10 protein-coding genes are annotated in these 13550 nt (G+C 30.2%); 9 read left to right on the forward strand and 1 reads right to left on the reverse strand.

Translation table 11 applies throughout. The features are described 5' to 3' along the window. Positions 1–181 precede the first annotated feature (181 nt). From C661_RS0116065 to C661_RS0116075, 4 genes are all read left to right on the forward strand, one after another. Positions 182–1462 carry an FAD-dependent oxidoreductase gene (locus C661_RS0116065; RefSeq protein WP_017416370.1) on the forward strand — a complete coding sequence of 427 codons (1281 nt, stop codon included), beginning with the start codon at positions 182–184 and terminating at the stop codon, positions 1460–1462. A 141-nt stretch (positions 1463–1603) separates the two neighbouring features. Next, a complete protein-coding gene (locus C661_RS24020; RefSeq protein ID WP_192812672.1) occupies positions 1604–1750 on the forward strand; it encodes a hypothetical protein in 147 nt (48 codons plus the stop codon). 172 nt (positions 1751–1922) lie between these two features. Further along, positions 1923–2195, forward strand: coding sequence for a CD3324 family protein (locus C661_RS0116070; protein ID WP_017416371.1), 273 nt, complete (start codon positions 1923–1925; stop codon positions 2193–2195). A 232-nt stretch (positions 2196–2427) separates the two neighbouring features. Beyond that, positions 2428–2892 (forward strand): GNAT family N-acetyltransferase, encoded by a 465-nt coding sequence (locus C661_RS0116075; RefSeq protein ID WP_017416372.1) that lies wholly within the window; start codon positions 2428–2430, stop codon positions 2890–2892. 368 nt (positions 2893–3260) lie between these two features. Here C661_RS0116075 and C661_RS0116080 read toward each other — a convergent pair whose 3' ends face one another. Further along, the gene (locus C661_RS0116080; RefSeq protein ID WP_017416373.1) at positions 3261–4262 is read right to left on the reverse strand and encodes a patatin-like phospholipase family protein; all 1002 of its coding nucleotides are present in this window, start codon (positions 4260–4262) and stop codon (positions 3261–3263) included. 528 nt (positions 4263–4790) lie between these two features. Here C661_RS0116080 and C661_RS0116085 point away from each other — a divergent pair. The 5 genes from C661_RS0116085 to C661_RS0116110 all read left to right on the forward strand — a co-directional run bounded on the left by C661_RS0116085 (position 4791) and on the right by C661_RS0116110 (position 13398). After that, positions 4791–5432: a DUF5105 domain-containing protein gene (locus C661_RS0116085; protein WP_017416374.1), complete on the forward strand. Its 642-nt coding sequence runs from the start codon at positions 4791–4793 to the stop codon at positions 5430–5432. A gap of 732 nt (positions 5433–6164) precedes the next feature. Further along, positions 6165–6854, forward strand: coding sequence for a thioesterase II family protein (locus C661_RS0116095; protein ID WP_017416375.1), 690 nt, complete (start codon positions 6165–6167; stop codon positions 6852–6854). A 120-nt stretch (positions 6855–6974) separates the two neighbouring features. After that, positions 6975–11447 carry a non-ribosomal peptide synthetase gene (locus tag C661_RS22145; protein WP_017416376.1) on the forward strand — a complete coding sequence of 1491 codons (4473 nt, stop codon included), beginning with the start codon at positions 6975–6977 and terminating at the stop codon, positions 11445–11447. Between the two features lie 25 nt (positions 11448–11472). After that, positions 11473–11862, forward strand: coding sequence for a YbaN family protein (locus tag C661_RS0116105; RefSeq protein WP_017416377.1), 390 nt, complete (start codon positions 11473–11475; stop codon positions 11860–11862). A gap of 366 nt (positions 11863–12228) precedes the next feature. Next, positions 12229–13398 (forward strand): 1-propanol dehydrogenase PduQ, encoded by a 1170-nt coding sequence (locus C661_RS0116110; protein ID WP_017416378.1) that lies wholly within the window; start codon positions 12229–12231, stop codon positions 13396–13398. Positions 13399–13550: the final 152 nt, after the last annotated feature.

The raw sequence follows: 13550 nt of genomic DNA on the forward strand, positions 1-13550 counted from the left end.
ATTACCTTCAAGCTATAAAAGTATAATTAACAAAATTATTAAGCCTAGTGAGTAAAACCCTGTCGAAGGCAGTAAATTTCTTTCTTTAATTGATTTTTATAAGTTAGTTCCAAATCCTAATATATGTTCATAGAATAGTTATTGTATAACTATTAAGCAGTAATATTAGGGAGGACAGTAAATGAAAGAAATCGTAGTAATTGGTGGAGGTTGGGCAGGATGTGCTGCAGCCATAGCTGCCAAGAAAGCAGGAGCTAAGGTAACCTTATTAGAGAGGACGGATTTGTTAATAGGACTAGGTAATGTAGGAGGACTCACCAGAAATAATGGTAGATACACTGCAGCAGAGGAGTCCATATTACTTGGAGGAAGGGAATTATTTGAAATTACAGATAGGTGCTCAAGACATAGAAATGTGGATTTCCCAGGACATAAACATGCCAGTATTTATGATGTAAACTTAGTTGAAAGTGAAGTAAGAAAAAAGCTTGAAGAAATGGGCATTGAAGTCTTATTTTACACCACAGCTAAAAATGTGGAGATGGAAAATGGCAGAATCAAAGCTATTCTATTAGAGGAAGGTAAGAAAATTACAGGAGATGCCTTTGTAGAAACAACAGGATCCACAGGGCCAATGAATAATTGCCATAAGTACGGAAATGGCTGCGCTATGTGCATATTAAGATGTCCAACCTTTGGGGGAAGAGTAAGCATCACAGAAAAATGTGGAATTAAAGACCGAATGGGTAGACGTAAAGATGGAAACTATGGCTCCTTTAGTGGTTCTGTAAAGATAAATAAAGAAACTCTAAGTGAAGAAATTCAAGAAAAGCTCAATAAAGAAGGAGTGGCTATAATTCCCTTGTCACCCGAGGAGAGAAATACTGAGAAGCTCAATATTAAAATATGTCAGCATTATGCCTTAGATGCCTTTGCAGAAAATATAGTGCTGTTAGATACAGGTCATGCAAAACTTATGGCACCTTATTATCCAATTGAAAGGTTAAGAAAAATTAAAGGCTTTGAAAGAGCACGATTTGAAGATCCCTATTCAGGGGGAGTAGCTAACTCCATTAGGCATTTATCTATTGCACCAAGAGAAAATACCATGAGAGTACGAGGGGTTGAAAATCTTTTTGTGGCAGGAGAAAAAAGTGGTTTTTACATTGGTCACACAGAAGCTATGGTAACTGGATATTTAGCAGGGCACAATAGTGTAAGATGTGCTTTAAAGCTTCCTCAAGTGGAGCTTCCAACTACTTTAGCTATAGGAGATTTTATAGCCTTCTCTAATGAGAAAATGTATGAGCCAGAGGGAGATAAGCTAAAATTCACTTTTGCAGGATCAGTTTATTTTGAAAGAATGAAAGAAACTAATTTATACTCAATAGATAGGGAAGATCTTTTTAGTAGAGTTGAAAAGACTGGCTTAATTGGTTTGTATGATGAGAAATTATGTTAAATTCATGATGACTATGAAAACTAAGAACTAAGATTCTAGTGAGGGAAAAAAGCTTAATGCGTTAATGCCTGGTCAGTGGTAAGGGTAAGAATAAATTAGAAGGTTATTTTATTGCAATGTTAAGCAATGATAGATTGATACATGATAGAAATATTGACTGATTTAAAATACAATGCTAGTATTATTGGCATAGGTAGTAAAAATTACCAAATCAACTTCGGAGGGATATTTACCGTATACTCTTTACATGAAAGTTATTTATCACTTCAAGAGCTTAGACAAAATTAATTTGTTCGTTGATTAATAATATTAGATTGGGGGAAGTTCAATGAAATATCCAAATTTAAAGGTGTATTTAACTTCATAGCAAAGACTGCTATGAAGAAATTAAATTCGTTTAATATTTAATTATTTTGAAGTAGTCTTTGCTAAGTTATTTAATGAATAAGGAGGCAAAGCTATGGGGTATATTAAGGCGGAAAGTGTTCTGCCAGAAGAAATAATTAGTTTAATACAAGAATATATAGATGGTGAATGTTTGTACATTCCAAGAAAAAGTGGTAAGGAAAAAGCTTGGGGTGAAAGAAATGGCACAAGAAAGGCTATTAAAGAAAGAGATGCAGAAATCTTTCATAAATATGCTAAGGGAGCCACTATTTTAGAGCTATCAAATACTTATTATCTTTCTGATAAAAGTATAAGAAGGATAATATGTAAGGAAAAGAACCTGTAAAAAGTCATTATAAATTTAGTTTGGAGAGACATTTCTTATTTACATATTGTTAATAAGAAATATCTCTTTATTTTTTAGCTACAGAAAATTTAGGTTTATTCTATTTTATCAGAATTACTTCCCTTAAGAGTAGCTTTGTAGTCTCAAATTCGGTTAACAATAGTTTTTGAGTTTCCATTGGAGAAGGATTGACGTTAAAATATAACTATAGTATTAATAGGAGGTATTGGGAATGAATATTGATTTTAGAAAACCAATTGAAGAGGATTCAAGAGATATTTCCACTTGGAAGTATGAAGGGATATATTCGTTTTATGATAATGACAAAACTGAGATGAAGCAGCAATGGGCAAGTAACATACATAAGGAAGATGATATTTTTGCTATGTATAATGAAAATAATGAGTTAATAGGCACTTGCTCCTTTGATTACGATGAAGAGGACAAGAAGTATATGGTTGGAGTTCAAATGAGACCAAGTTTAACAGGAAAAGGAATGGGAACAGAAATAATAGCTACTATACTTGACTTTGGTAAGAAAACTTATAACTTTAATGAATTATACTTATTTGTTGCCAAGTTCAATGAAAGAGCTATAAAAATATATGAAAGACTAGGTTTTGAAGTTACAGAAGAGTTCACTTGGGTTGTAAATGGTGAAGAAAAGGAATTTTATGAAATGAGGAAAATTTGGTAAGAACAAAAGAATGCCTGTGATTAAAGGAATATGTATTAATTTAAATCTGTTTATTAGTTATTGGCTTCTTTAGGATGATATTATTTTGCTCATCTGTGAAAGGTCTTAAGTAAATCAAGGTAAGAGCAAGATATAAATCAAATCATGCTTGTTTCTTATAATAACAAGAAAGTTGTAATTGAATATTAATATAGCCATGGATAATAGGGGGAATTAATTCTTCATTTATCCATGGCTTTTGTGGTTCATAGAATTTAAAGAATAACAAAGGCAACAACATATTCTAAATTTATAAGCAGTATTAGTATTAGTATTAGTATTAGTATTAGTTGGGACTTTTACATTTTTGCAGCTGTCACATGCAGAACTTATTTGGCCATAAAATAAGTTTCAGTTGCTTTATATCCTTGGGAATAGAGAAAGTTGTAGGCTTCGTCCCCAGGAGATACGTTAAAGTTTACAGAGGATATTTCACCAGTATCTATGTCAATTGACCTATCAATGTCTTGTGTATTTTCGTTATAAGAGTCCTGTTGAATTTTTGAAAAACAAAGGAATAGATTTAATATAAAATCTAAAAAGTTATTAACTTCCTTATATTTTGTATGTCCCTTAAACCTTGACCCTAAGGTTTGAGGATTAAATCTATAGATGGTTTTGTCGTTAATGGTAGGGTAGTCAAAAATGTTAATAGGATAATTTCTCATAATACCACCATCAGAGTAAATGTTTTTAACTTTTGCAGAAGCTTCTATAGCAGCATCCACAGTAATGGCTTCGAAAAATAGAGGGATTGACATAGAAATTCTAACTGCTTCTGCCACTTCCATGTTTGGTGTGGTTTTAAAAGAAAATACTTTAGAGGCCTTATAGGAAATATCAGTACCAATAACATATAAGTCAAAGAAAGGTCTGTTATCCTTGTGAATTGCCGTGTTATTAAAATCCGCGAAGGTATAAGGAGGGGCCTTTTTACTTTTATCAAATTGGCCTTCAATCTGAGTTTTTAACCATTGATAGAAGTATTCACTAGAATACCAACCATAGTTTTTTACTAATCTATTAACACAGGCATAATCTCCATAGATTTTGTCTAAGTAAAGTTTAACTTCATGAGGAATTAGATCTATAACTTTACTATCATACTTTTGAGGGACTTTTTTAAAGTCTAAGGAATCAGCAATGTTCTTAACTTCTATAAAAGGAAGATTAAAGCTTGTTATACATGCTGTTATTGCTCCAGCAGAAGTTCCTGCCACCCTTTTAACATAGGACATCATATTGTTTTCATATAAGTATTGCAAAACCCCTAAATATGCAATTCCGTGTATACCGCCACCTTCAAAAACTAAGTTTCTAATTTTATGCATAAAATCACCTAATTAAACTAATTCCCTTTAATATACTCAAGATGAGTTTAAAAGGTTACAGAGGATTAAGGTTTCTTTAACATACACATGTATAGTGAAATTACTCAGGATAGTTTAAAGAGACAATATAGAATTAACACTTAACTTTCTGTGAGATTACGTTGACTTACTAAAACTCTCAAACAAATAGATAAAAATTAAAGTAAGTTACTCCATAAAAGAAATACCTTTAACATAAAGTTTAAATCTTTTATTATATTTAGCAAAATAAGTTTTCGGCAATGAAAAGTATAGGAGGTTTTAGTATTAAAGAATTCCATACTGCATTTAAAATTAATAATTAGATAAAACAATTTAAAGCATGGTCTGAGTATATGAAGCGATTATAATGAGATATAAAACCTGATAATAGTTTGTTTAGAAAATTATTCTATTATATTACAGATTTAAGATAAGTCTACAATATTTGACAAATTTTATGTGATAATATATACTATTATAGGAGTTAAATTTGAAAGGATGGGGAATATGAAAAAATTTAAAAAAATGGCTGTTATATCTCTTGCACTATGCGTATTATTTGTTGTAGGTTGCAGTGGTAAGGAAAAACTTACACCTGATATTACAGCTACCAGTTTGTTTAATCTTTATATCAAGGGAGATAAAGAAGCAGTAGCAAAAATGAAGATATCAAAAGAGGACGTTGATGCTATAGCAAAAATTCAAAAAGATACCGCAATTTCTTTATTAAAAACTAGCTTAACGTCTACTGGAATCCAAGTTACAGATGAAAAGCTAGAAGAGTTTTATAATGCTCGTGAAGAAGTGTTAAAAAAATTAAATTGTACAGCAGAAGTAATTTCACAAACAAAAGAAAGTGCAGAAGTAAAGATAAAGTCCACCTATATAAATGAGGATGCACTAGCTGAGAAAGCAGCAAATGATGCATTAGAAACAATAAAACAAATGGGCCTTACTGATGAAAATGAAGCCGTAAGTAAATTTGGAGATGAATACATTAAAAATTCAATACTGGCTTACCAAAGTGCTGAACCTTCACAAGACACAAAGGAAAAGACGTTTAAGTTTACAAAACAAGATGGAATTTGGTTACCAGAGAGCTCCGTTGAATTTGGAAATAGTATTGGATTGCTAATTGCGGGACAGTAAAAAACTGAAATTTTAAGAAATTTATTTTTATTGGACAAGACCGATTATGGCAATATCATATTAATTTTAAGAAACATAATTTTTAATTTAAAAGTTTATATATAACGATGTACATAATTAGTAAGTAATAAGCTCCTTAAGATTTTTCTTAAGGAGCTTTGTTGTTTATGTAAAACTACATTTGGAAGAATAAATAAGAAAATGGCCATGAATTAATTTGTAGAACAACATTAATTATGCAACTAATTTGTAAATTAGAATAGGCAAGTGTAATAGTTAAGTAAGAGCTATAAATAACATTAAAATGGAACATATTCGATAAAATGTTAATAAATTGTAAATTGTGTATAACAATACATAATGTAACAAAAATCTACAAGTTAAAGTTATATAATAATTAGTACACAGTCTAAAAATGTTAAAAAATGATTTTAAATGGAAAAATTTATAATATTAGATATAATAATGAAGAATTTAAGGACAATTTGTAATAAAGGTTTGTGGTTGGAGAGTCTATGAAAAATTTTGCTACAAAAATCAATGAAATCAGTGAAGAAGATTTACAAAAAGTTATTGGATTATTTCATGAGGAGAAAAAATAAAGATTCAAAAGATATTACTATTATAGATCAAGAAAATTTAGTTTCTAATTTTCTATACACTTAAACTATAGAAGGTATATACTGTGAAAAATATTTAGAATGTTAAGATAAATTTAATGAGGTGGTTAAAATGATACTATTTTGTTTGCCATATGCTGGTGGATCTGAGGCAATATTTTATAAATGGAAGGACTTTCTAGATCCCAAAATTGAATTTTGTCCAATAGAACTAAAGGGAAGAGGAAAAAGGATAGGAGATGGAGCCTATGAAAATATAGAAGAAGCTGTAGAAGATGTTTTCAATAATATGAAAGAAAAAATAACTGACAGTGAATATGCTATATTTGGACATAGTCTAGGCAGTCTTTTAGCATTTGAACTCTATTATAAAATAAGTGAAAAGGGAATGAGAAGACCAAAACATATATTTTTTTCTGGATGTAAAGATCCAAGTTGTGAAAGTGTAGAAGAAAAAGTACATAATTTGCCCAATGAGGTCTTCATTGATAGGATTATTCAATTAGATGGAACACCTGAGGAACTTAAAAGGCATAAAGAGATACTAGCCATGTTTGTTCCCATGTTGAGAAGTGATTTTAAAATTTGTGAAACTTATAAGTATACAGAAAAAAAAGAGAAAATAAAGTGTGATATTTCATTGCTAAATGGAATAAAGGATCCTAATGCGCCTAAGGATGGAAGTTCTTGGGAAAAGTATAGTTGTAGAGAGATTAAGTCATATATTTTTCAGGGAAATCATTTTTTTATAAATAATAGTATGGAAAGAATAACTGAAATAGTTAATGATACTTTAGTTTAAGGGTCCAGATGAAGTATAGTCATAAAGTTCCTTAAGATAGGAGTAAAAATTCCTTTCAAAGTGGTTAAACAAAATAAAACAATCCATTATTTAAAAGAAAAATTTTAGGAGAAGTAAAATATGAACACTAAAAATATGACTTTTTATAATTTAACTCATCCTCAAAAAAGAATTTGGTATACTGGAAAAACAAATAGTAATTCATCCCTTCATAACCTTGGAGGGTGTTTGAAGATAAAAGAGACTATTCAGGTTGAGGATTTAAGAAGGGTTTTAAATAAGATAATAGAGCTTAACGAAGGACTTAGGATAAGAATAACTGAAAAAGATGGACAACCAGTTCAATACATAAGTGCATATGATGAAAAAATAATAGATTTTATAGATTTTAGTAATTGCAAGAATCCAAATAAGCACCATAAGCTTTGGGTACAAAATATAATGAGAAAGGTTTTTCCTTTAGAAAATAATCCACTATATTACTTTGCAGTATATAAAATAAGTGAAAAAGAGTATGGAATACTTTTAAATATCCACCATATTATAGCTGATGGTTGGTCAATAAGTCTTCTTCAAAAACAAATATGTGAGATATACTCAAAGTTAAATACTGAAATTAAAAGTAATATATATGAAGCATACTCTTATGTGGATTACATAAATAAGGAAAGAGAATACTTAAATTCCGAAAGATTCTTAAAAAATAAGAAATTCTGGAATGATAAGTTTAGTGATTTACCTGAAGGGAGTCTATATAAGACTACTGTTAGTTTACAAGGAAAAAGAGAAGTTTTTGAGCTTAACAGCGACTTAACTAATGACATTAAGGAATTTCTACAAGAAAATAAGAGTTCTTTGAATACTTTTTTTATAGCTGTTTTTCTTATTTATGTAAATAAAGTTAGTAATGAAAAGGATATAGCTCTTGGAGTACCAGTTTTTAATAGATCAGGAAGTAAAGAAAAGAATATGATTGGTATGTTTACCAGTACCATGCCCTTTAGGATGAATTTAGATACGGATTTATCTATAAAAGAATTAATTAATGCTGTGAACCATGAATTAAAAACTTCCTTTATTAATCAAAGATATCCATATGATTTACTTATTGGAGATTTGGAGCTAAATAAAAAGGGTTTTGATAGTTTATTTAAGTTTTCAGTGAACTATTATAACTCTAAGTATGAAGATAATCTAGAAGGCATTGATATAGAAGTGGATGAATATTATAATGGCAATCAAAGTTATTCCTTACAGCTAATTGTAAAGGAATGGTTAGAAGGTCAAATTACTTTAAACTTTGATTATAAGATCAATGAATATTCAGAGATGGATATTTCCATAATGAAGGATTATATAATTAAGATAGCTAGGGAAATCATATCCAATGGGGAGTCAAGAATAAAAGATATAAAACTTCTAAGTAAAAAAGAATTAAGCTACAAAACCAACATTATTAATTCCACAGACTACAATTACCCTAAGGAAAAAACTATAATTCAGTTATTTGAAGAACAAGTAAAAAAAACACCAAATACTATTGCAGTATCTTTTGAGAAGGAAAGCTTGACTTATAGACAGTTAAATGAAAAGGCTAATAAATTTGCAAATTACTTAAAGAATGAAGGAATAAAAACACAAGATGTGGTTGCAATTATGGAAACTCATTCTTTGGAGTTAGTCATAAGTATTTTGGGAATTTTAAAGGTTGGGGGGACTTATTTACCAATTGACCCTAGTAATCCTATAGAAAGAATTAAATATATTGTTGAAGATTCTAATAGCTCCATGCTAATAACTAATTTTCAGTTGGAGGAGCACAAGGAGTTTTCTTGCAGATGGATTAATGTGAAAAACTTAGATATGAGGTCCTTTAATGGGCAGAACTTAAAAGAGAAAAGTAATGCTGAAGATTTAGTTTATATTATTTATACTTCTGGGTCTACAGGCAAACCTAAAGGGGTAATGATTGAGAATAGAGGTTTAGTGAATTATATTTGTTGGGCTACTAAAATGTACTTAAAAGATAAAGAGGAAGTAGTTCCCTTGTATTCATCTATTGCCTTTGATTTAACGGTAACTTCTATTTTTGCTCCTCTAGTTTCAGGAAATCAAATTATAATATACGAGAAAAAAGAAAATGAGTTTATATTATTTAAGATTTTAGAGGAAAATAAAGCAACAGTTATAAAGGTTACTCCTGCCCATTTAACTTTGCTTAAAGATTTAGATAATACAAAGTCAAAAGTTAAAAGATTTATAGTAGGAGGAGACGACCTAAAGGTTACCTTAGCAAGAGACATATACAAGAGCTTTGATAAAAAAGTAGAAATTTTTAATGAATATGGTCCTACAGAAACAGTGGTAGGGTGTATGATTCATAAATATGATTTTGAAAAAAATAATGACCTGTCTGTGCCTATTGGGTATCCAGCTGATAATGTTCAAGTTTATATTCTTGATAAAGATTACAATATTGTTCCAGATGGAACTGTTGGGGAATTATTTATATCAGGAGATGGTGTAGCTAGAGGGTACATAAACAATGAGCCTTTAACTAGTAGCAAATTTATAAATAATCCATTTACTAAAGGCAAAAGGATGTACAGAACTGGTGATTTAGCAAGATATTTAAAAAATGGATTAATAGAATACATTGGCAGAGTTGATAATCAAGTGAAACTAAGAGGGTTTAGAATAGAAGTTGGTGAGATTGAAGAATACTTGATGAAAAATGAAAAAGTGAAGGATGCTGTGGTAGTATACAGAGAAAATACATCAGGAAATTATGGGCTTGATGCCTTTATAGTAACTCGAGAAGAAATGGAGCCTTCTGAGGTAAAGCAATGGCTATTAAAGTTTTTACCACAATATATGATTCCAGCTAATTTTATATTTTTAGATAACCTTCCACTAACTACAAATGGTAAAATTGATTATAAAGCTTTACCGCAGAATAATGCAGAAGAAAAGATATTTATACAGTGTAAAAGTGCGGAAGAAAGAGTGCTAATAAGTACCTTAGAACAGGTTTTAGGTGTTAATAAAATCAGCATGAATGATGATTTTTATAGTCTTGGGGGAGATTCAATTAAGGCAATACAAATTGCATCTAAGCTGAAAGACTTAGGAGTCACTGTTGAAGTAAAAGACATATTAACTCTTACTAATATTAAGGAAATAGCCAATACCTTAGTAGTACAAGAAGAAAAAGCAGAGAAAAAGGATGAGTTTTGCCAAGGTGATATTCCTTTGACTCCTATTATGAAGTGGTTTTTTAAAGGGAAATTTTATAATGAAAATTATTATAATCAGTATATTTTAATGGAAAACAGTAAGGCGGTAGAGGGTACTATTCTTAAAACTGCAATTAAAAAGATAGTTGAGCATCATGATATTTTACGAGTAAATTATAACAAAGAGGATAATAACTTATATTACAATAACAACCATCTACATGAAGATGAAAATGTAGAAATAATAGACCTATCAAAGCTTTCTTACAAGGAACAACTTCTTGAAATACAAAGTTTAAGAAGTAAAGTTAAAGATAAGTTTAGTATTGAAAGTACTAATTTGTTTAAACTATTCGTATTTCAATTAGGGGAGAGCGGGCAAGTATTACTATTTACAGCTCACCATTTACTAGTGGATGGTGTTTCTTGGAGAATAATCTTAGAAGATTTTATGACAATAATAAAGCAACTTCAAAATAATCAAGTGGCAGTTTTACCAAGAAAGACAACTTCCTTTAAGCAGTGGGCTGAAAGTCTGTACGAATACAGCGAAAAAGGCTTAGAGGTGGAGACAAATTATTGGAGAATCTTAGAAGAAGAAAGAGTTAACAACACTTCAGCTTCTATAGTGTTTGAAGATACCTTAAAAACCTCAACAACAATATATTGTGATATTGATAGTTTTACAATTGAGGAGTTAATAAAAACATCTAAAGAAATTTATCAAATGAAATTTGATGAGACATTAATAGCTGCTTTAGTGATTGCAGTGAATAAATGGGATAAGGCTGAATTAGTAAAAATAGAACTAGAAAGACATGGTAGGGAAACTATAAGGGAGAATACTGACCTTTCAAGGACTGTTGGTTGGTTTACAAGTATGTACCCTGCATATTTAAAAGTTTCTAATAAAGATATAAGTTCTAACCTTTTGTCTGTTAGAGATCAACTAAGAGATATACCAAGCAAAGGCTTTAATTATAGTGTTATAAAATACTTAAAACAAGAGCTTAAAGATACTGAAGATAATTTAATAAGATTTAATTATCTTGGAGATTTTGATAATATTATAAGAGATAAGTCTTTAGGGACAGTTAATATTCAGTGTGGGCTAGATACTGATGAGAAAAATAGGCTAACTTCATTATTAGATATTACAGCAATGATAGTAAACAAAAAATTAAGGCTAGGTATTACTTATGGAAGTAATAGCTTTAATAGAGTTACCATAGAGAATTTTATTCATATCTATAAGGGAATCCTGGAGGAATATTTGGGTTTTTCCTCTAATAAAAACAATTATGAAGTTAATTATCCAGTGGTTGATATGGTGGCTGTTTCAAGATTAGAAGAATAAGCAGTTAATAAAGGAGGGCTTTGTAGTGGAAAGATTTAAAAAGCTGATTTTTGTAATAATGGGATTCATTGCATTTGCTTGTGCCCTAATAGGAGTAGTACTACCAATTTTACCTACCACTCCCTTTCTTTTATTAGCTTCCTTTTGCTTTGTAAGAGGATCAGAAAAATTTGATAAATGGTTTAAGGAAACTAAGATTTATAAAAAGCACCTTGAGTCCTTTGTTAAGGAGAGAGCCATGACTATTAAGCAAAAGATTGCAATATTGCTATTTGCAGACTTCATGATAGCATTTCCACTGATTATATTAAAAAGTGTAGTAATGAAAATCATACTTATTCTAATTATTTTATGTAAATATTACTATTTTATATTTAAAATCAAGACCATAAAGATGGAAGTTGAGAAGGTATAAAAATTCAAATCACTTTGTTTCTTGACAAATATAAGTTATAGTTATAACATATAAATTAAATAATGCAGAATTTTTAATTTAATATTTTTATATACAAAGGCGTATATAACTAGTGAGCAACGGTGCTCCTTAAGATTTTTCTTAAGGAGCTTTTTTGTTTATATAAAACCACATTTTGGAAGGTGACTAATAATCTCTTGAGATTTCTAAAGATACTCAAGGTTAAAGAGTTTATAAAATTTTGAGTATGTTTGATGAAGAAACTTTAGGAACGTCATTTCTCCTTCCAGTGCTTTGAGTATCATAAATATGGTTATTAATTGAGAGTTCTGTTAGATATAAAACATGAAAGTAGGAAGTGATTAAATGAGTGTTTTTTCTGTTGGTCCTAAGGTTTACTTTGGACAAGGAGAGCTAAAAAAGCTAAGAGAAATAAATTGTAAAAAAGCCTTTATTGTAACAGACCCTTTTATGGTAACCTCAGGTTTTATTAATAAGGTTACAGACCAATTAGAGCAGGGGAATATTGATTATGAAATTTTTTCAGAAATAGTTCCTGACCCACCTATTGAAGTGATTGCAAAGGGTGTTAAAGTTATGGACAAGTTTAATCCAGATGCGGTTATAACCATGGGAGGAGGTTCAGCTATTGATGCAGCTAAAGCTATTAGTTATTTTAGAACTTTAGTAAAAACTGGTTTGGACTCTTCAGCTAAAATTGAGAAACCAAAGTTTATAGCAATTCCAACTACTAGTGGTACTGGTTCTGAGGTAACAGCTTTTTCAGTTATTACGGATAAGAAATTTAATATGAAATATCCCCTAGTAGAAGAAGCTATGATACCTGATATGGCTATTTTGGATGCTGAACTAGTTAAATCTGTACCCAAAGCCATAACTGCTGATACAGGAATAGATGTGTTAACTCACGCTATAGAAGCTTATGTGTCAACGAATGCTACGGATTATACAGATGCCCTTGCAGAAAAGGCAATTAAACTTGTGTTTAAAAATTTGAAAAGAGCTTACGATAAGGGTGATGACATGGAGGCAAGAGAAAAAATGCATAATGCTTCATGTATTGCTGGACTTGCCTTTACAAATGCTTCTTTAGGAATAAATCATAGCATGGCCCATATTTTAGGTGGAAGATTCCATATTCCACATGGAAAGGCTAATGCACTGTTACTACCTTATGTAATAGAATTCAATGCCAATGTTAAAATGACTTCGGCACAGGAGTATACTAGAGCAGCTATAAAATATGCAGAAATTGCTAAGTTTTTAGGGTTAACTACCTCAAACAACGTACGAGAAGGGGTTAAAGCCTTAATTAGTGCGGTGAAGGCTCTAATTAAAAATCTAGGTATTCCAAATAAAATTTTAGACTTGAAAATTAACGAAGTAGATTTTAAGGAAAGCCTAAATGAAATTAGTGACATTGCTTTAATGGATGGGTGTACACCAACAAATCCAAGAGAAGTTACTAGGGAAGAGTTGAATGAACTCTTTAAGAAGGCTTTTTATGGGAGATAATAACAAAAAAAATAATTGATAAAATGTTGACAAATTAAATATAATTTAATATAATTAAGTCATAAATTTTTAATATTTGTTCAATGGCGAACAAATTAAACTATGAGCAACGAGGCTCCTAATTACACCGAGGTGTGTTTTAGGGGCTTTTT

This window comes from Clostridium tunisiense TJ, assembly GCF_000300195.1.
Taxonomy (GTDB): domain Bacteria; phylum Bacillota; class Clostridia; order Clostridiales; family Clostridiaceae; genus Clostridium_J; species Clostridium_J tunisiense.